This window comes from Roseomonas fluvialis (assembly GCF_022846615.1).
GTDB classification, from domain to species: domain Bacteria; phylum Pseudomonadota; class Alphaproteobacteria; order Acetobacterales; family Acetobacteraceae; genus Neoroseomonas; species Neoroseomonas fluvialis.
The window spans coordinates 82,779-102,068 of sequence record NZ_AP025637.1 but is presented as its reverse complement, the minus strand read 5'-3'; the positions used below and the strand labels follow the sequence as shown (position 1 = coordinate 102,068).

Annotated in this window: 20 protein-coding genes; 18 read left to right on the top strand and 2 right to left on the bottom strand. The window is 71.7% G+C overall.

The genetic code is table 11. The features are described 5' to 3' along the window. Positions 1 to 189 precede the first annotated feature (189 nt). From rpsA to trpA, 10 genes are all read left to right on the top strand, one after another. Complete coding sequence (gene rpsA / locus MWM08_RS00495) at positions 190 to 1,902, top strand: 30S ribosomal protein S1 (protein ID WP_244457514.1); 1,713 nt, start codon at positions 190 to 192, stop codon at positions 1,900 to 1,902. A 195-nt stretch (positions 1,903 to 2,097) separates the two neighbouring features. Next, on the top strand, positions 2,098 to 3,015 hold the full coding sequence (gene sppA, locus MWM08_RS00490) for a signal peptide peptidase SppA (RefSeq protein WP_244457513.1): 918 nt from the start codon (positions 2,098 to 2,100) through the stop codon (positions 3,013 to 3,015). Between the two features lie 61 nt (positions 3,016 to 3,076). Continuing rightward, entirely contained in the window at positions 3,077 to 3,397 is a 321-nt protein-coding gene (gene ihfB, locus MWM08_RS00485) for an integration host factor subunit beta (RefSeq protein ID WP_198372753.1), read from the top strand. Further along, a complete protein-coding gene (locus MWM08_RS00480; RefSeq protein WP_244457512.1) occupies positions 3,398 to 3,706 on the top strand; it encodes a LapA family protein in 309 nt (102 codons plus the stop codon). Position 3,707: 1 nt separating this feature from the next. Continuing rightward, positions 3,708 to 4,430 (top strand): orotidine-5'-phosphate decarboxylase, encoded by a 723-nt coding sequence (gene pyrF, locus MWM08_RS00475; protein WP_244457511.1) that lies wholly within the window; start codon positions 3,708 to 3,710, stop codon positions 4,428 to 4,430. A 4-nt stretch (positions 4,431 to 4,434) separates the two neighbouring features. Continuing rightward, the gene (locus tag MWM08_RS00470) at positions 4,435 to 5,073 is read left to right on the top strand and encodes a phosphoribosylanthranilate isomerase (RefSeq protein ID WP_244457510.1); all 639 of its coding nucleotides are present in this window, start codon (positions 4,435 to 4,437) and stop codon (positions 5,071 to 5,073) included. Positions 5,074 to 5,292: 219 nt separating this feature from the next. Next, positions 5,293 to 6,264 carry a dienelactone hydrolase family protein gene (locus MWM08_RS00465; protein WP_244457509.1) on the top strand — a complete coding sequence of 324 codons (972 nt, stop codon included), beginning with the start codon at positions 5,293 to 5,295 and terminating at the stop codon, positions 6,262 to 6,264. Positions 6,265 to 6,294: 30 nt separating this feature from the next. Then, a complete protein-coding gene (locus MWM08_RS00460) occupies positions 6,295 to 6,606 on the top strand; it encodes a DUF1330 domain-containing protein (protein WP_244457508.1) in 312 nt (103 codons plus the stop codon). 81 nt (positions 6,607 to 6,687) lie between these two features. After that, positions 6,688 to 7,905, top strand: coding sequence for a tryptophan synthase subunit beta (gene trpB / locus MWM08_RS00455; RefSeq protein WP_244457507.1), 1,218 nt, complete (start codon positions 6,688 to 6,690; stop codon positions 7,903 to 7,905). Positions 7,906 to 8,059: 154 nt separating this feature from the next. Further along, the gene (gene trpA / locus MWM08_RS00450) at positions 8,060 to 8,893 is read left to right on the top strand and encodes a tryptophan synthase subunit alpha (RefSeq protein WP_244457506.1); all 834 of its coding nucleotides are present in this window, start codon (positions 8,060 to 8,062) and stop codon (positions 8,891 to 8,893) included. Between the two features lie 40 nt (positions 8,894 to 8,933). On the opposite strand, the gene hslU is transcribed toward trpA, so the two are convergent. Then, positions 8,934 to 10,259 carry an ATP-dependent protease ATPase subunit HslU gene (gene hslU, locus MWM08_RS00445; protein WP_244457505.1) on the bottom strand — a complete coding sequence of 442 codons (1,326 nt, stop codon included), beginning with the start codon at positions 10,257 to 10,259 and terminating at the stop codon, positions 8,934 to 8,936. Positions 10,260 to 10,420: 161 nt separating this feature from the next. Beyond that, entirely contained in the window at positions 10,421 to 10,987 is a 567-nt protein-coding gene (gene hslV, locus MWM08_RS00440) for an ATP-dependent protease subunit HslV (protein WP_244457504.1), read from the bottom strand. On the opposite strand from hslV, the gene MWM08_RS26380 reads away from it, so the two are divergent. The 8 genes from MWM08_RS26380 to MWM08_RS00395 all read left to right on the top strand — a co-directional run bounded on the left by MWM08_RS26380 (position 10,986) and on the right by MWM08_RS00395 (position 19,282). After that, positions 10,986 to 13,100, top strand: a complete 2,115-nt coding sequence (locus MWM08_RS26380) for a methyl-accepting chemotaxis protein (RefSeq protein WP_279323223.1) — start codon at positions 10,986 to 10,988, stop codon at positions 13,098 to 13,100. The two genes, hslV and MWM08_RS26380, sit on opposite strands and share 2 nt — an antisense overlap. A 46-nt stretch (positions 13,101 to 13,146) precedes the next feature. After that, positions 13,147 to 13,761 (top strand): imidazoleglycerol-phosphate dehydratase HisB, encoded by a 615-nt coding sequence (gene hisB / locus MWM08_RS00425; RefSeq protein WP_244457503.1) that lies wholly within the window; start codon positions 13,147 to 13,149, stop codon positions 13,759 to 13,761. Positions 13,762 to 13,763: 2 nt separating this feature from the next. After that, positions 13,764 to 14,138: a DUF2628 domain-containing protein gene (locus tag MWM08_RS00420; protein ID WP_244457502.1), complete on the top strand. Its 375-nt coding sequence runs from the start codon at positions 13,764 to 13,766 to the stop codon at positions 14,136 to 14,138. An 11-nt stretch (positions 14,139 to 14,149) separates the two neighbouring features. Further along, on the top strand, positions 14,150 to 14,809 hold the full coding sequence (hisH, locus tag MWM08_RS00415; protein ID WP_244457501.1) for an imidazole glycerol phosphate synthase subunit HisH: 660 nt from the start codon (positions 14,150 to 14,152) through the stop codon (positions 14,807 to 14,809). Beyond that, complete coding sequence (locus tag MWM08_RS00410; protein ID WP_244457500.1) at positions 14,806 to 15,396, top strand: GNAT family N-acetyltransferase; 591 nt, start codon at positions 14,806 to 14,808, stop codon at positions 15,394 to 15,396. The genes hisH and MWM08_RS00410 overlap by 4 nt, the downstream gene beginning before the upstream one ends. 92 nt (positions 15,397 to 15,488) lie before the next feature. Further along, the gene (locus MWM08_RS00405; RefSeq protein ID WP_244457499.1) at positions 15,489 to 17,243 is read left to right on the top strand and encodes a DUF3300 domain-containing protein; all 1,755 of its coding nucleotides are present in this window, start codon (positions 15,489 to 15,491) and stop codon (positions 17,241 to 17,243) included. A gap of 11 nt (positions 17,244 to 17,254) precedes the next feature. Further along, positions 17,255 to 18,211: a DUF2950 domain-containing protein gene (locus MWM08_RS00400; protein ID WP_244457498.1), complete on the top strand. Its 957-nt coding sequence runs from the start codon at positions 17,255 to 17,257 to the stop codon at positions 18,209 to 18,211. A 54-nt stretch (positions 18,212 to 18,265) separates the two neighbouring features. After that, the gene (locus tag MWM08_RS00395; RefSeq protein WP_244457497.1) at positions 18,266 to 19,282 is read left to right on the top strand and encodes an isopenicillin N synthase family dioxygenase; all 1,017 of its coding nucleotides are present in this window, start codon (positions 18,266 to 18,268) and stop codon (positions 19,280 to 19,282) included. Positions 19,283 to 19,290 lie beyond the last annotated feature (8 nt).

The following is a 19,290-nucleotide window of genomic DNA, read 5'->3' as shown; positions in this document are numbered from 1 at the left end:
ATGGAAATCACTGCCCCGGCGTCGACCGGGACCGGAACCGGGCGAACCGTCACGCGCCCACCCATCGGGTCCAGGTCGAACGCCGCTGACGGCGCGCCGGGCCAAGCCGTTCCTGCCCCTGCGGCGGGCGCGCAAGCCGCATCTCCCGCCGCTCCGCCGGCGGGTCGATACCGGAAAGCACAGCACTGCATGGCCACCATCACCGCCGACCGCGTGGGTAGCGAGGATTTCGCCGCCCTTCTCGACGAAACGCTTGGCGCCGACACCGGATTTGCCGGATCGGTCGTCACCGGCAAGGTCATCCGCGTGGATGACGACGTTGCCGTCGTCGATGTCGGCCTGAAGAGCGAGGGGCGCGTGCCCCTCAAGGAATTCGCCGCCCCCGGCATGAAGCCTGAGGTGAAGCCCGGCGACCTGATCGAGCTGTTCGTCGAGCGCTACGAAGACCGCGACGGCTCCATCGTGCTCTCGCGCGAGAAGGCCCGGCGCGAAGAAGCCTGGACCAACCTGGAGAAGTCCTTCACCGCCCAGGTGCGCGTGAACGGCGTGATCTTCGGCCGCGTGAAGGGCGGCTTCACCGTCGACCTCGGCGGCGCGGTCGCGTTCCTGCCCGGTTCGCAGGTGGACATCCGCCCCGTGCGCGATGTCGGCCCGCTGATGGGCTCGCCGCAGCCCTTCCAGATCCTCAAGATGGACCGCGCCCGCGGGAACATCGTGGTGTCGCGCCGTGCGGTGCTGGAGGAGACGCGCGCCGAGCAGCGCAGCGAGCTGATCCAGGGCCTCAAGGAAGGCATGATCCTGGACGGCGTGGTGAAGAACATCACCGACTACGGCGCCTTCGTGGACCTGGGCGGCGTCGACGGCCTGCTGCACGTCACCGACATCGCGTGGCGCCGCATCAACCATCCGTCCGAAGCCCTGACCATCGGCCAGCCGGTGAAGGTGCAGGTCATCCGCTTCAACTCCGAGACGCAGCGCATCAGCCTCGGCATGAAGCAGCTGATGTCCGACCCGTGGGATGGCGTGGCGCTGAAGTACCCGGTCAACGCGAAGTTCGCCGGCCGCGTCACCAACATCACCGACTACGGCGCCTTCGTGGAGCTGGAGCCGGGCGTCGAGGGCCTCGTGCACGTCAGCGAGATGTCCTGGACCAAGAAGAACGTCCATCCGGGCAAGATCGTCGCGACCTCCGAGCAGGTGGACGTGATGATCCTCGATGTGGATGAACCCAAGCGCCGCATCTCGCTGGGCCTCAAGCAGGCGCAGGGCAACCCCTGGGAGCTGTTCCTGGAGGCCCACCCGCCCGGCAACATCATCGAGGGCGAGATCCGCAACATCACCGAGTTCGGCCTGTTCATCGGCGTGGGCCCGGACGTGGACGGCATGGTCCACATGTCCGACCTGTCCTGGGACGAGGCCGGCGAAGCGGCGATGCAGCGCTACACCAAGGGCCAGGTGGTCAAGGCCAAGGTGCTCGACGTCGATGTCGAGAAGGAGCGCATCTCGCTCGGCATCAAGCAGCTCGAGGCCGACCCGGCCGCCGAAGTGCTCGACCGCGTCCGCAAGGGCGACATCGTCACCTGCGTGGTGACCAAGGTCGAGACCAACGGCATCGAGGTGAAGGTCGACGAGGTGCTGACCGGCTTCATCCGCCGCGCCGAACTCGCCCGCGACCGCGCCGACCAGCGGCCGGACAAGTTCGCGATCGGCGAGAAGGTGGATGCCCGCGTGACCGCGGTGGACCGCGCCGCGCGCCGCCTGGCCCTGACGATCAAGGGCAAGGAGATCGAGGAGGAGAAGGAGGCGATGAAGGAATTCGGCTCGGCCGACTCCGGCGCGTCTCTCGGCGACATCCTGGGTGCCGCCATCCGCCGCCGCCGCGAGATGGCCGGCGAGGAATAAGACCCGCTACGCCGCACAGGCGTGACGGTGCGGGACCCCCGGGGCAGCGATGCCCCGGGGGTTTTGCGTTTCCGAGAGGGCGTTGCCCTCTCGGGCTCTCCCACCCGGGGGGCGACCGCCCCTCGACCGGGACAACTTCGAGTGCGCAGCCCAGGCGCCCTTGCCTCGCCGCACCCGCATCGCCATTGAACCCTCATGTCCCTCGACGCCGACCTCCTCGCCGACCGCCGCCGCCTGCGCCGTCGCCTCACGCTCTGGCGCGCGCTCGCGATCTTTGCGCTGTTCGGCGCGCTGGCGCTTGTTGCCGGCATTCGCGAACCCTCGACCATGCTGGCCGGTGGAGCCCATGTCCTGCGCCTGCCCGTCAACGGCTTCATCGCCGAGGACCGCCGCCTGATGCAGGCGCTCGACCGCGCCGCCACGGATGATTCCGTGCGCGCCGTGCTGGTCGCGATCGACAGCCCCGGCGGCACCGTGGCGGGCGGGGAGGCGCTGCACGGCGCCCTCGCGCGCATCGCCGAACGCAAGCCGGTGGTGGCCGTGATGGGCGCGACCGCGGCCTCGGCCGGCTACATGGCAGCCCTTCCGGCGCATCGCGTCCTTGCGCGCGATGCCACGGTGACGGGGTCGATCGGCGTCCTGCTGCAAACCTTCAACATGGCCGAGTTGCTGGGCCGCATCGGCGTGCAGGCAACCGCCATCACCTCCGGCCCGCTCAAGGACCAGCCGAGCCTGTTCCGCCCGCTGACCGACGAAGGCCGCGCGGCGCTCGACCGCGTGGTCGAGGACCTGCACGCGCAATTCGTCTCCATGGTCGCCGCCGGGCGTCGCATGGACCCCGCCCGCGCGCGGGTACTGGCCGATGGCCGCGTCTTCACCGGGCGCCAGGCGGTCGAGGCGGGCCTGGTGGACGCCATCGGCGGCGAACGCGAAGCCCGCGCCTGGCTCGCCGCCGAACGCCAAGTGCCCGACAGCCTGCCGATCCGCGACGTCAACGTCCGCAGCACCGCCGAACGCCTGCTGTCCTCGGCCACCGAAGGCTTCATGAAAATCCTTTTGTCGGAATGGCTTGGCGTTGACGCCCCCCGCGCCCTTTGGCAGCCTTCGCGCTGAAATCGAGAACAGCGCAGCAAAGCTGCGGTGGCGCGGTCGCCACATCGAGGGAAGGCAAGGCATGACGAAGTCCGAGCTCATCGCGCACCTTGCCGGCGCCAATCCCCATCTGCGCCAGCCCGACGTGGAGTTGATCGTCACCACCATCTTCGACGAGATCACCGAGGCACTGGCCCGCGGCGACCGGGTGGAACTGCGCGGTTTCGGCGCCTTTTCCACCAAGGCGCGCGACCCGCGCACCGGCCGCAATCCCCGCACGGGGGAGGCGGTGGAGGTCTCCGCCAAATCGGTGCCGTACTTCAAGCCGGGCAAGGAATTGCGCGAACGCATCAACAAGCCCGCCGCCGCGCCGGTGCGCGCCGCGGCGCGCGTGCCGGCCTGAATGCGCTGGCTGGTCTTCCTGCCGCTCGCGGTGCTCGTCGCGCTGTTCGCGCTGTCCAACCGCAACGTGGTCGAGATGCGGCTCTGGCCCTTCGATGTCGCCTGGGCGGCGCCGCTGGCGGTCGCGGTGCTGCTGCCGGCCGCGATCGCCTTCCTGCTGGGGGCGGGCATCGTCTGGCTGTCGGACCTGCCGGCCCGCAAGCGGGGCTGGTCGGCCCAGCGCCGCGCGGCGGCCCTGCAGCGGGAGATCGACCGACTGCACGCGCTGGAGAAATCAGCGGCGGCGGACCGCCTGGCGGGGTCGGCCTGACATGATAGGCAAGCCCCAGGGGGGGAACGCGGGCGGCGCGGCGCGCATCATCCCGGCGCTGGACACCGGCGACCTGGCGCGAGCCGAGGCGCTCGCTGCGGCGCTGGCCGGGCGCTGCGGCGTGCTGAAGGTGGGGCTCGAACTGTTCTGCGCGGCGGGCGCGCCGGCTGTCGCGGCCATCGCGCGCCATGCGCCGGTCTTCCTGGACGTAAAGCTGCACGACATTCCGAACACGGTGGCGGGTGCGCTGCGCTCCCTGCTGCCGCTGCGCCCGGCCATGGTCACGCTGCATGCCGGCGGCGGGCCGGCGATGATCGCCGCGGCGCGTGAGCAGGCGGAGACGGCCGGCGCGGACCGTCCGCTGCTGCTGGCGGTGACGGTGCTGACCAGCATGGATGCCGCCGCCCTGGCCGCGACCGGCATTGCCGATGCCCCCGCGCAACAGGTGCTGCGCCTGGCCCGCATGGCGATCACCGCCGGCGCCGACGGCCTGGTGTGCAGCCCGCACGAGGCCGCGCTGCTGCGCGCTGAACTCGGCCCCGGTCCGGCCCTGGTGGTGCCGGGCGTGCGCCCCGCCGGCAGCGCGGCGGGCGACCAGGCGCGCGTCGCGACGCCGGCCGAGGCCGTGGCGGCGGGCGCGGACTGGATCGTGGTGGGCCGCCCGATCACCGGCGCGCCCGACCCCGCCGCCGCCGCCGCCGCCATCGCCGCCGGGTTGGGCTGAGCGCATGCCCACCGAAGTGAAGATCTGCGGCATCCGCGATCCCGAAGCCCTCGCCGCTGCGGCCGAGGCCGGTGCGGACTACGTCGGCTTCAATTTCTTCCCACCCTCGCCGCGCTACCTCACGCCCGCGGAGGCCGCGGCGCTGGCGGCCTCGCACCCCGGCGGGCCGCGGCGCGTCGGGTTGTTCGTCGATGCAACGGACGATGCCATCGCGGCGGTGCTGGCGGCGGTGCCGCTCGATATCCTGCAATTGCAGGGTGCCGAGACGCCCGAACGCGCCGCCGCGCTGCGGGCGCGCTTCGGCCTGCCGGTGATGAAGGCGCTGGGCATCGGCGTGGCGGAGGATTTCGCGGCGGTGGATGCCTTCGCCCCGGTGGTGGACTGGTTCCTGTTCGACGCGAAGCCGCCGCCCGGCGCGGCGCTGCCCGGCGGCAACGCGGCGCCCTTCGAATGGCGTCTGCTGGCAGGGCGCGTCATCCCGAAGCCCTGGCTGCTGGCGGGCGGGCTGACCGCAGCGAATGTGGCGGAGGCCATCCGCACCGCCGGGGCGCCTGGGGTGGACGTGTCCTCGGGTGTGGAGCGCGCGCGCGGCGTGAAGGACCCGGCGCTGATCCGCGCCTTCATCACCGCAGCGCGGGGCTGACGCGCAGGCGAATCGGCGCGCGCCGACCTGGGCCGCGCCACCAGGCGCATCCGGCGGCTGCCCCGGCGCCTGCCATCCCGGTTGACCGCGTTGGCTTGGGCGGGCATCGGCGCGCGCCGGCTTGGCGTGCGGGACCCGCATTGCGCGCCCGCGCAAGCCGATCATTGCGCGCCGGGCGCGCCCGGCGGAACATGGCACCCCCGACGGAGGAAACACCCGATGCGCCGCCTGCTGCCGCTGCTCCTGGTGCTGATCGCCGCCGCCTGTTCGAGCGGGCCGCGCCCCGATCCGCTGGTCTATACCGGTGCGGGCGGGCAGCCGATGGGCGCCGAACTCTGGCTGCCCGAGGGCACAGGGCGCGTGCCGGTGGTGATTCTCTCGCACGACATCCGCGGCAAGCGCGACCCGCATCTGACCGACTACGTGAACGCACTGAAGGGCATGGGCGCGGCGGTGGTGGTGCTGGACCACTACACCTCCCGCAGCATCGACCCCACGCGCCCGCCGGCGGATCGCGCCTTCTTCACCACGCTGGATTTCGCGCTGGATGCCTATGGCGCGCTGGATGCGGTGGTGCAGCACCCGCGCATCGACCGCCGGCGCGCCGGGCTGGTCGGCTTCGGGGAAGGCGGGGGTGGCGGGGCGATCCTGGCCGCGCATACCGCGATCCTGCAGGGGCGCCCGGCCGATGGGGCACGCTTCCTGGCGTTTGCCGCGGTCGCGCCGGATTGTTCCTACCGCCTGGGCAACCGCGACACGGCGCGCCGCCCGCTTCTGATCCTGGTGGGCAGCCGTGACAACCGCACCGGCAAACCCGCCTGCGACGACTTGGCCTCCTACCTGCGCGCGGCCAGCGGCAACGTCACCATCAACACCTACACCAATGCCCGGCACGGCTTCGACGACCCGCCCGGCCCGGTGCGCGCCGACCCGAACGGGGAGAACATCACACGCTGCGTCTGGCAGCAGGGGCCGGATGGGCTGTGGCGGGAACGGGCCTCGGGCATCAGCGGCGTCTCGGTGTTCCGCATCGGGGCGAACGAGGCGACGGTGGCGGCCTATGCGCGGTCGCGCGCGGCCTGCCGGACGCTGGGCACCGAGACGCAGGGCGATGCGGCGTTCCGGGGACGTGCGGTTGGCGAGGTTTCGGGCTTCATGAAGACGAACGTCATCGATGTGCGGGTGCGATAACCGCCGGGACGTCGCGAAGGGATAGCGCCAATGGCCAAGGGGTATTGGGTCGACTTCGGCGACGTGACGGATCCGGAGGGCTACAAGGCCTATGTCGCGGCGAACGCCACGGCATTCCGCAAGTATGGTGCCCGCTTCCTGATCCGCGGCGGCGCCAGCGAAACGCCCGAGGGCCACACCCGCGCGCGTGCCGTGGTGATCGAATTCCCGTCCTACGCCGATGCGCTCGCCTGCTACCGGTCGGAGGAATACGCGCAGGCGCTGGCACTGCGGCAGGGGCGGTCGGTGGTCGACCTGACAATCGTCGAAGGCTACGACGGTATCCAGCCCGGCGATGGATGATCCGCGTCGTGCCGGCGGCTATGGCCCGCGCGCAGACGATCAGCTAAACGTCCGGCCTTACGGGACGTCCGAGAGAGCACCTTGAACAAGCCCCTGCCCAACACCTTCCGCCAGGGCCCCGATGCCCGCGGCCGCTTCGGCCAGTTCGGCGGCCGCTTCGTGGCCGAGACGCTGATGCCCCTCATACTCGAGGTGGAGCGCGCCTATGACGAAGCGAAGCGCGACCCGTCCTTCATGGCGGAATGGCGCCGGCTGCTGACGCACTACGTCGGCCGTCCATCGCCGCTGTGGTACGCGGAGCGCCTCACGAAGCACCTCGGCGGCGCCAAGGTGTATTTCAAGCGCGACGAGCTGAACCACACCGGCGCGCACAAGATCAACGCGGTGCTCGGCCAGATCCTGCTCGCCAAGAAGATGGGCAAGACCCGCATCATCGCCGAGACCGGGGCCGGCCAGCATGGCGTGGCCACAGCCACCGCCTGCGCCCTGATGGACCTGCCCTGCACGGTCTTCATGGGTGCGACCGACGTCGAGCGCCAGCAGCCCAACGTGTTCCGCATGAAGCTGCTCGGCGCGGAAGTCGTGCCCGTGACCTCCGGCGCGGCCACGTTGAAGGATGCCATGAACGAGGGCCTGCGCGACTGGGTCGCGAATGTCCACGACACCTACTACTGCATCGGCACCGTGGCGGGGCCGCACCCCTATCCGATGATGGTGCGCGACTTCCAGTCGGTGATCGGCGAGGAAACTCGCGAGCAGATGATGGCCGCCGAAGGCCGCCTGCCCGATATCCTGGTCGCGGCGATCGGGGGCGGGTCGAACGCCATGGGGCTGTTCTATCCGTTCCTGGACGATGCCTCGGTGGCGATGCGTGGGGTCGAGGCGGCGGGCCACGGCATCGACACCGACCAGCATGCGGCGTCGCTGTCCAAGGGCCGGCCTGGCGTGCTGCACGGCAACCGCACCTACCTGCTGCAGGACGAGTACGGGCAGATCCTCGAGGCGCATTCGATCAGCGCGGGCCTTGATTACCCGGGCATCGGGCCTGAGCATTCCTGGCTGCACGAACTCGGCCGCGTGCAGTACGTGAGCGCGACGGATACCGAGGCGCTGGACGCCTTCCAGCTGTGCTCGCGGCTCGAGGGCATCATCCCCGCGCTGGAACCCGCGCATGCGCTGGCACATGTGATGCAGCTCGCGCCGACGCTGCCGCCCGAGACGCTGATCGTGATGAACATGTGCGGCCGCGGCGACAAGGACATCTTCACGGTGGCGAAGCATCTGGGCGTGTCGATGTGAACGGCACCTCCACCGAAACGGCGCGCGCGCGGGCGCGCGCCGGGAGCGCAAAGCGCGACCGCGCCCAACCCGCCCGTCGCCGCCAGCGCAACATTGCGTGGCGCGAAGGCAAGCCGGCCGGACGGCCGGCGCCCGCCGTCTGAGGGTCAAGCACATGTCTTCTCGTATTTCCGCGCGCTTCGCCGCGCTGAAGGCCCAGGGGCGCGGCGCGCTCATTCCCTTCCTCGAGGCGTATGACCCCGACCCCGCCACCTCCATGGCGATCCTGCGCGGCTTCCCCGGCGCGGGCGCCGACCTCATCGAGATCGGCGTGCCCTTCACCGACCCGATGGCCGATGGCCCGACCATCCAGCGCGCCGGGCAGCGCGGGCTGAGGGCCGGCGCCACGCTGGCGGGCACGCTCGCGATGGTTCGCGACTTCCGGCACGAGGACGACGCCACGCCGGTCATCCTGATGGGCTACTACAACCCCATCCTGTCCTATGGCGTGGAGCGCTTCTGCAGCGATGCCGCGGCATCCGGCGTGGATGGCCTGATCGTGGTTGATGTGCCGCCCGAGGAAGCCGACGAGATCGAACCCGCGGCGAAGGCGAACGGCCTCGACCTGATCCGGCTGGTGGCGCCCACCACGGGCGACGAACGCCTGCCGCGCGTGCTTTCGGCCACCACCGGCTTCGTCTACTACGTGGCCATCACGGGCATCACTGGCACGCGCAGCGCCACCGCCGAGGCACTCGCCGCCGCCATCCCGCGCATACGCGCGCATACCAACCTGCCAATCGCGATCGGCTTCGGCGTGCGCACGCCCGAACAGGCGGCCGAGGCGGCGACCATCGCCGATGGCGCGGTGGTGGCCTCCGCGCTGATCGAGACGCTGGCGGCGAATCTGGACGAACACGGCCGCGCGAAGCCGGATGCGGTGCGCAAGGTGCTCGACCAGGTGCGCGCGCTGGCCGAGGCGGTGCGCGGGGTGCGCAAGGCGGCGTAGAAAGGCGCGGCCGGGCGGCACGCGCCGCCCGGCATGCAGACTACAGGATGAACCGCGAGAGATCCGCGCTGCCGGCCAGCGGCGCCACGCGGCCCGTCACCATCTCGGCATCCACCCGCACCACCTCCCCGCCGCGGTCCGAGGCGGTGAAGGACACTTCCTCCAGCAGCCGTTCCAGCACCGTGGCCAGGCGCCGCGCGCCGATGTTCTCCACGCTGGCGTTGATCTCGGCGGCCAGGTCCGCCAGCGCGTCCACCGCATCCGCGGCGAAGTCCAGCGTGACGCCCTCCGTGCCGAGCAGCGCGGTGTACTGCTTCAGCAGCGAATGCTCCGGCTCGGTCAGGATGCGGCGGAAATCGTCGCGCGTCAGGGCGGCAAGTTCCACGCGGATCGGCAGGCGCCCCTGCAGTTCCGGCAGCAGGTCGGACGGCTTCGCCAAATGGAAGGCGCCGGAGGCAATGAACAAGATGTGGTCGGTCTTCACCGGGCCGTGCTTGGTGGTGACGGTGGTGCCCTCGATCAGCGGCAGCAGGTCGCGCTGCACGCCCTCGCGGCTCACATCGCCGCCGCGCATGCCGCCCTCGCCGGTGCGGGCGCAGACCTTGTCGATCTCATCCAGAAACACGATGCCGTTGTTCTCGGCGTTCAGAACCGCGTCGCGCACCAGGGCGTCCTGGTCGAGCAGCTTGTCGGCTTCTTCCTTGGTCAGCGCGATGCGTGCTTCTGCCACTGTCATCTTGCGCGGCTTCTGGCGGCCGCCGAACATCTTGCCGAGCATTTCCTGCATGTTTTGCATCTGCGCGCCCTGCGCACCCGGCAGGTCGATCATGCCGAGCGGCATGCCGCCACCGGCATCGGCCACCTGCACCTCGACCTCGCGCGATTCCATCGTGCCTTCGCGCAGCAGGCGGCGAAATTTCATGCGGGTTTCGCCGGACGCGCCTTCACCCACCAGCGCGGTCAGCAGGCGTTCCTCGGCCGCGAGCTCCGCCTTGGCCTGGACGGTGCGGCGCGCCTGTTCGCGCGCCATGGTGATGGCGGATTCGACCAGGTCGCGCACGATCGATTCCACGTCGCGGCCGACATAGCCGACCTCGGTGAACTTGGTGGCCTCGACTTTCAGGAAAGGCGCGTTGGCGAGCTTCGCCAGGCGGCGCGCGATCTCGGTCTTGCCGACGCCGGTCGGGCCGATCATCAGGATGTTCTTGGGCACCACCTCCTCGCGGATGCCCTCGGGCAGTTGCTGGCGGCGCCAGCGGTTGCGCAGCGCGATGGCCACGGCGCGCTTGGCGTCCTGCTGGCCGACGATGTGGCGGTCGAGTTCGGAGACGATCTCGCGGGGAGAGAGGTTGATGGATTCGGACATTGTTCTGGACCCTCAGACGGCGGGCGCCGCACGTCCGTGCGGCTTGCCTTCGCGCCGGGCGCTGGTGCGCCTGGGATGAATGTTGGTTGGGGCGCGGTCGCTCGGTGCGCTCCCGGATCGCGCAGGCGCGCGATCCGCAGGGCAGTTAGGGTGGGTGGGGGTCACGCCTGGGCTTCCAGGCTTTCCAGCACGAAGTTGCCGTTGGTGTAGACGCAGATGTCGGCGGCGATCTTCATCGAACGCCGGCAGATTTCCTCCGCGTCGATGCCGTCCAGCGGCAGCAGCGCGCGTGCCGCCGCCAGCGCGTAGTTGCCGCCGGAGCCGATGCCGATGACCCCGTCCTCGGGGTCCAGCACGTCGCCCTGGCCGGTCACCAGCAGCGACCGCTTCGCATCGGCCACGGCCAGCAACGCCTCCAGCCGCCGCAGATAGCGGTCGGTGCGCCAGTCCTTGGCCAGGTCGACGCAGGCGCGTTCCAGCTGGTCGGGGAAGCGTTCCAGCTTCGCCTCCAGCCGCTCGAGAAGGGTGAAGGCATCGGCGGTTGCACCGGCGAAGCCGGCCAGCACGCGGCCCTGGGCGATGCGGCGCACCTTGCGCGCATTGCCCTTGACCACCGTTTGGCCGAGCGAGACCTGGCCGTCGCCGGCCATGGCCACGCGGCCCGCCTTGCGCACGCACAGAATGGTGGTGCCGTGCCACCCGAGGGGATCGTGATGTGGGGAGTTCATGACCGCGCGTATGTGGGCGCCGTTGCCGCGCAACTCAACCGGGGGCCTGCGTCAGCCATGCTTACGCTTCGTCAAGCAACGGCGTGCTCGATTGCCGCGCAGCATTTCGCAGCCCGGGACAACACCAACCGCCATGCGCCTCAAGCTTGCTCCCCTCCTGATCGGCCTGCTGGTCGTCATCGTGGGCACCAACACCGCGACCAGCGTCTTCGCCTGGCTGACCATGCGCGAGGATGCCGGCCACATGGAGGCCATCCGCGGCGAAACCATCCGCCCGCTGCAGGACCTCAAGGCCTTGTCCGACGCCTATGCGGTGTCGGTGGTCGATGCCTCCCACAAGATCCGCAACGGCAACTTCACCTGGCAGGAAGGTTCCACCGCGCTGGAACAGGCCGTCGGCGTGATCGGCCGCAGTTGGTCCGCGCTGTCGACCGTACCCTTCGCCGGCGACGCCGCGACCGGCTTCGCCGAGGCCGCCCGCCGCCGTGCCGCGGCCGAGGCGTTGGTCGCCGACCTGCGGCGCATCATTGCGGCGCGCGATACCGCCGCGCTGGACGCGCTGGTGCGCGAACGCCTCTATGCCGCGATCGATCCGTTCAGCGAAGCGGTGGGCGCGACCATCGACGCCGTGGTCGCCCATGCCGACCGCGAGATCCGCGCCGGCGTCGATGGTCTCGACACCAATGTCGCGATCCTGCTCGGGCTGATGGCTCTCGCGGTCGGCACCGCGATCGCCGGCGCCTGGGTCGTCCTGGCGCAGGTCACCACCCCGATCACCCGCCTGACAGGCGCCATGGGCCGCCTCGCGCAGGGGGACCTCGACATCGCCGTGCCGGGCACGGACCGCCGCAACGAGATCGGCGCCATGGCCGCCACGGTCGAGGTTTTCAAACAGGCCGCCCGGGACAATGCCCGCCTGCGTGCCGACCAGGCCGAGGCCGCCCGCCAGGCCGAGGACATCCGCCGTACCGCGCTCGAAGGCATGGCCCGGCGTGTCGAGGAGGAAACCCGCAGCGCGGTCGACAGCGTCGCCGCCCAGATGACCAGTGTCGCCGGCAGCGCCGAGCAGGTGGGGACCGCCACCGGCCGGATCCGCGCCGAAAGCGGGTCGGTCGCCGAGGCGGCGCGCGATGCGCTCGGCGCCACCCAGACCGTCGCCGCCGCGACCGATGAACTCTCCGCCTCGATCCGCGACATCGCCGGGCGCATCACCGACGTCGCCGCCGCCGCGCGCACCGCGGTGGACGGCGTGGACCACGGCACCCGCACCATCACGAGCCTGCAGGAGGCGGTGGCGCGGATCGGCGAAGTGGCCGGCCTGATCGCCGACATCGCCGGCCAGACCAACCTGCTCGCACTGAACGCCACCATCGAGGCCGCCCGCGCCGGCGAGGCCGGGAAGGGCTTCGCGGTGGTGGCCGGGGAGGTGAAGTCGCTGGCCACCCAGACCGCCCGCCGCACCGAGGACATCTCCCGGCAGATCGCGCTGATCACCGCCGCCACGACCGAGGCGGTGGAGGCGGTGCAGGGCATCGCGCGATCGGTCGGCGCGCTCGATGGCATCGCCGGCGGCATCGCCGCGGCCATGGACCAGCAGACCGCTGCCACCGCCGAGATCGCCCGCGCGGTGGCCGGCGCCGCCGCCGCGGTGCGCGACGTCGAGGAACGCATGTCCGGCGTGGCTCACGAGACCACCGCCAGCGCCGAAGCCGCGAGCGCCATGGCCACCGCCGCCGGGGACGCGCAGGGCGCGGTGAGCGAACTGCGCGGCGTGCTGGTACGCATCGTGCGCACCAGCACCGAGGATGTGGACCGCCGCGAGCACGAACGGCGCCCGATGCGCCGCGCCGCACGGCTGGAACTCGCCGGGCGCGGCGCGGTCTCGGTCAACCTGCTCGACCTGTCGGAGGGCGGCGCGGGCGTGGCGCTGCCCGATGGCGGCGCGCGGCCGGGCCAGCAGGGCACGCTGGTGGTCGGCAGCGCCGTGCTGCCAGTCCGCGTGGCGGCCGTGCAGCCCGACCGGGTCGGCCTGGTGTTCGCTGACACCACCCCGGCAACGCAGGCCGCGCTGCGCACCATCCTGGCGGAGGACGGCCTCGCCCGGGCGGCCTGACGCTGGGGCGTTGCGGCCCGCCCCCCGGGCGGCGTAACAAGCGCCCATGGACGGTTTCCCCACCCCGCCGCGCCGCGCCGAGATTGCGCGCGAGACCGCCGAGACCGCGATCCGCGTCGCCATCGACCTCGATGGCACCGGGCAGGCCGATATCGCGACCGGCATCGGCTTCCTCGACCACATGCTGACCGCGCTGGCGCGGCATTCGCTGATCGACATGACGGTCGTGGCGAAGGGCGACCTGCATATCGACTTCCACCACACAGCCGAGGATGTCGGCATCGTGATCGGCCAGGCGCTCAAGAAGGCGCTGGGCGACAAGCGCGGCATCCGCCGCTACGGCGCCGCCCTGCTGCCGATGGACGAGGCTTTGGCCGAATGCGCCATCGACATTTCGGGCCGGCCCTTCCTCGCGTGGTCGGTCCCCTTCGCCCGCGACAAGGTCGGCGAGATGGACACCGAGCTGTTCGAGGAATTCTTCCGCGCCCTGACCTTCAATGCCGGCATCACCCTGCACATGACCTTGAAGGCCGGCACCAACGCCCACCATGTAGCGGAAGCGTGCTTCAAGGCAGCGGCCCGGGCGCTCCGGGCGGCCACCGAACCCGATCCGCGGGCCGGCGGCGCGATCCCGTCGACCAAAGGCATCCTGGAGGCCTGAGCATGCGGGTCTGGACGGTGCAGGTCAGGCCCCCCGCCGGACAGCGGGCGCCAAAGGCCGTGATCCTGCGCGACGGGTTCTCCTGGGGCGCGCTTCTGGTGCCGACCCTCTGGTTCCTGACCAACGGCCTGTTCGCCCTGGCGTTGCTGCATGCCGCCGTCGTGCTGGCGCTGGCAGCCCTGCTGCCGAGTGCGGCCGTGCCGTTTGCGGTCGCGGGACTGCAACTGTTCATCGGCTTCGAGGCACGTTCCCTGCAATCGTGGTGGCTCGGCTTGCGCGGCTTCGTGCCGGCGGCGGTGCTGGTGGCGCGGAATGCCGATGCGGCCTTCCTGAACCTCGCTGCCTTCCGCCCCGACCTGGCGCGCGCGGCGGTCTGACGGGGGCGGGCATGGCACAGCGCGTGGCGGTGGTGGATCCCGGCTCGGGCAACCTGGCATCGGTGGTGCGCGCCTTCGAAAAGGCGGCCGAGGACAACGAGATCGAGGCGGTGGTGCGCGTGGTCACCGCCGCGGCCGACCTTGCGGTCGCGGACCGTATCGTGCTGCCGGGTCAGGGCGCCTTCGCTGCCTGCCGGCGCGGCCTCGATGCGTTGCCGGGCGTGGTCGATGCGCTGGAGGCGCGCGTGCGCGGCCATGGCGTGCCGTTCCTGGGCATCTGCGTCGGCATGCAATTGATGGCGACCAAGGGCCTGGAGCATGGCGAGACGCCGGGCCTGGGCTGGATTCCCGGCGTGGTCGCGCCGATGGACCCGCACGGGCCGGATGGCGCACCCCTGCCCCTGCCCCAGATGGGCTGGAACGCGCTGTCCTTCGAGGAAGGCTTCCACCCGGTGCTGGACGGCATCCGCCCCGGCGACCAGGTCTATTTCGTGCACTCCTACGCCTATGAAACCGAAGACCCGGAGGATGCCATTGCCACCACCGACTATGGCGGGCCCGTGACCGCGGTCATTGCACGCGGCAACTTGGCCGGGCTGCAGTTCCACGTCGAGAAAAGCGGACCGGTGGGGTTGCGCATGCTGGCGAATTTCCTGCGGTGGGAGCCGTGAACGCATCCGCCCTGCTGAATGCCGGCCGATCGCTTGCGGTCGAACGTGCCGAGCGCCTGTCGGAAGCCGACCTGGCCGACCTCGCGGAGGCGACCGATGCCGCCATCATCGAGGGCGGCGGCTTCGGCTGGGTGGAACCCCAGGGCCGCGCCGCGCTGGAACGCCATTTCCGCGGCGTGCTTCTGGTGCCGGAACGCGAGTTGTTCGTCGCGCGGCTGGATGGCCACCCGGTAGGCTCCGCCCTGCTGGTGCGCCCGCCCCGCCATAACGAGGCGCAGGCCTTCGCCGCCACCCTGACGCACGCCTACATCGCCCCCTATGCGCGCGGCTTCGGGCTGGCGCGCCTGCTGGTCGAAAAGCTCGAGGAACGCGCCGCCGCGCTGGGGCACCGCGTCATCAACCTCGATGTGCGCGAGACGCAGGCCACCGCCATCGCGCTGTTCGAGAGCCTCGGCTACGTCCATTGGGGCACGCACCCCTATTACGCGCGCGTGAAGGGCCAGACGGTGGCCGGGCGCTTCTATGCCAAGACGCTGGAACCCGGGCGCGGGCGCAGCACCGGCGCGCTGATCGACAGCGCGAACTGACCGGCGCGCGGCCCGGCCCGGCCGGGGCGCCGCCGTTTGCGCTTCGCCCGGCCCGGACGCAGGATGACGCGGAAGGGCCAGGATACGCTGCCATGACACGCATCGAAGCCACCGCCGCGCCGGCGACGCGCGGCGACGCACGCCGGGCCGCAGCCCTGCTGCTCGGCCTCGCCTTCGGCGGTGTGGCGGCGCTGGCCCCGGGCGCGCAGGCCCAGGGCACGCCGCCCGCGGCGGCGGCCGCACCGCAGCCGGTCGCCACCACGGGACAGCAGGACCGGCTGACCCAGGCGCAACTCGAACAACTCCTGGCGCCGATCGCGCTCTATCCCGACGACCTGCTGATGCAGGTGCTGATGGCCGCGACCTATCCGCTCGAGGTCGTGCAGGCGAAGCGCTGGCTCGCCCAGGGGCAGAATGCGGCGCTGCGCGGAGATGCGCTGGTGCAGGCGCTGAACGCGCAATCCTGGGATGCTTCGGTGAAGTCGCTGGTGCCCTTCCCGGATGTGCTCGGCATGATGAACGACCAGCTGGAGTGGACGCAGCAGGTCGGCGACGCGGTGCTGGACCAGCAGCAGGACGTGATGAACGCCATCCAGGTGCTGCGCGGCCGCGCCCAGGCGGCGGGCATGCTCGCCTCCGGCCCGCAGCAGACCGTGACGGTGACGCAGAATGTCACGGTGGCGCCGGCAGCCGGCGCAGCGGTGGCGCCGCCGCCGCAGATCATCGCCATCGCCCCGGCGCAGCCCGAGACGGTCTTCGTGCCGGTCTACGACCCCAATGTGGTGTTTGGCACCTGGCCGCATGCCGGCTACCCGCCCACCTACTTCCCGCCGCCGGTCGGCTGGGGCCTGGGCAGCGCGCTGCTGACCGGCATGGCCTTCGCGGGCGGGGCGGCCATCGTGGGGTCGCTCTGGGGATGGGGCAGCCCGAACTGGGGCCGCGGCGACATCAACGTCAACGCGAACCGGGTCAACAACATCAACGTCAACCGCAACCAGATCAGCGGCAACACCTGGCGGCACGACACCACGCACCGCCAAGGCGTGGCCTACCGGAACGATGACGTACGCAACCGCGTGGGTGCAGCGCGCCCCGGGGGGGCCGACCGCGCCGCGGCGCGGGACCAGTTCCGCGGTCGCGTGGACCAGGCGCAGCGGGGCGAGGGCATCGGCAATCGGCCGGGCGCGGGGGATCGACCGGGGGCGGGTGACCGGCCCGGACCGGGCGACCGTGGACCGGGTGGTGGCCTTGGCGATCGCGGCCCGGGTGGTGGCGACCGGCCGGGGCTGGGCGACCGCGGCCCCGGTGGTGGCGACCGACCCGGCCTGGGCGATCGTGGTCCCGGTGGTGGCGACCGACCCGGCCTGGGCGATCGTGGTCCCGGCGGTGGCGACCGACCTGGCCTGGGCGATCGTGGTCCCGGTGGTGGCGACCGGCCCAGCCTGGGCGATCGTGGTCCCGGCGCCGGCGGTGACCGGCCCGGTGCGGGGACGCTTCCGGCGACCCGGCCCGGCGGAGGCCAGGCGCTGGCCGATCGCGCGCCGGGCGCCGCGGCGCAGCGCCCTGCCGTCCAGCACAACGCCGGCGGCCGCCCGCAGGCGGCGCGCCCGGCGCCGACACGCCCGGCTCCTCAGGGCCTGCAGGGCGTGGGCGATGGCGGGCGCGAACGCGCCGCCGCACAGCGCGGTGCCGCAAGCCGCCAAGGCCAGCCCGCGGCCCGTGCCCAGGCCCAGCAACGCGCCGCCGCCCGCCCGGCCGGCGTTGGCGGCGGTCGCGCGGCCCATGGCAGCGGAGGCGGCGGCGGTCGTGCAGCGCATGGCGGCGGCGGACGGGGCGGGAGGCGCTGACCATGAAGGGCATGACCAGGACCACTCTCGTTGCGCTTGTCGGGCTGCTGCTGGCGGCGACCGGCGCCCCAGCGCAGACCCCGGCGCCCGAACTCGCCGCGCAGGCCGCGCCGCGCCCGGTCCCGCCCCAGACCTTCCGCACGCCGGAGGATGGCTTCGCCGCGCTGGTCGCTGCTCTGCGGGCGAACAGCGACCGCCAGGCGGTGCGCGTGCTGGGCAGCGCGGGGCTGCGGCTGGTACGCTCCGGCGATCCGGTGGCGGACCGCACGGCACGCGAACGCTTCCTGCGCGAATACGACGCCCGCGCCGAGATCCTGCGGCCCACGCCCGACCGCGCCGTGCTGCAAGTCGGTGCGGATGGGTGGCCCTTGCCCGTGCCATTGGTGCAGCGCGGCGGCGCCTGGCGCTTCGACACGGCCGCCGCGGGGCAGGAGATCATCGACCGCCGGATCGGGCGCAACGAACTCGACACCATCGAGGCGCTGCGCGCCATCGTGGACGCACAGGACGACTACGCCGCCACGGCCGGGCGCCAGGGCGCGCTGCGCACCTATGCACGGCGCTTCTTCTCGGCGCCCGGGCAGCGCGACGGGTTGTATTGGCCGACGGCGGAGGGCGAGGCGCCAAGCCCGCTCGGCCCGCTCGCGGCGGCCGCCAGCGCCGGCGGCTATGCGCGCGGGCGCGGCGACACGCCGACGCCCTTCCATGGCTACCTGTTCCGGATGCTGGACTCGCAGGGTGAGTCCGCGCCCGGCGGTGCGGTGGACTACGTGGTGAACGGGCGGATGATCGGCGGCTGGGCCGCGATCGCCACGCCCGCCCGCTATGGCGTCTCGGGCATCAAGACCTTCCTGGTCAGCCACCACGGCACGGTCTGGGAACAGGATCTGGGGCCCGACACGGCGCGGATCGCGGCCGGCATCACGCGCTTCGACCCCGGTGCGGGCTGGACGCGCGTGGCGGAGTAGCGCGCGCCGTCGCGCAGAATGAACGGCTGCCGCGCAGCCCCCGGGAGGACCACCATGAGCGCCATCGCCCAGCATGCCGACATCCCGGGCCCCGAGGGCCGCATCCCGGTGCTCGACCTCGGCCCGTATCTGGCCGGCGCGCCCGGCGCGCGGGAGGATCTGGCGCGCCATGTCGCGCGGTCCTGCCGCGACACCGGCTTCCTGGTGCTGGCCAACCACGGCGTGCCCGAACGCATGGTGGCCGACACCTTCGCGCAATCCGCGCGCTTCTTCGACCTGCCGATGGACGACAAGCTCGCGCTCAAGGTCGGCGACATCAACATCGGCTACCTGCCGATGGGCGCGCAGACCATCCGCACATCGACCGTGCACGCGAACAAGCGGCCCAACCGCAACGAGAGCTTCTACATTGTGCGCGACCGCACGCCCGATGACCCGGAGATCCTGGCCGGGCACCCGATGGTGGGGCTGAACAAATGGCCCGCCGCCCTGCCGGAATTCCGCGCCGCCACCATGGCGTATTTCGCCACCATGCAGGCCCTGGCGCACCGGCTGCTGCCGGCCTTCGCCACCGCGCTCGACCTGCCGCCGGACTACTTCGACCGCGACTTCACCGACCCGACCTGCACGCTGCGGCTGATCCGCTACGAACCCCAGCCGGCCGTGGATGGCGAGACCTTCGGCTTCGCGCCGCATATCGACACGAACTTCACCACCTTCCTGGCGCAGTCGCGCCTGCCGGGGCTGGAGGTGCGCACGAAGGAAGGCACCTGGATCCGCCCGCCTGCCATCCCCGGCACCTTCGTGGTGAACACAGCGGAGATGCTCGGCCGCTATTCGAACGACCGCTTCGCACCCACCCCGCACCGCGTGATCAACCAGGCCAACGAGGCGCGCTACGCCATCCCGTTCTTCTACGGCCCGGACAACGAGGCGGTGATCCGCGTGGTGCCAAGCTGCACCAGCCCCGATGATCCGCCGCGCTACGAACCATTGCGCTACATCGACCACCGCATGAACCTGAACCGCACCAATTTCGACCACCGCCGCAAGGACGCGCCGACGGGGTGAGGGCGCGG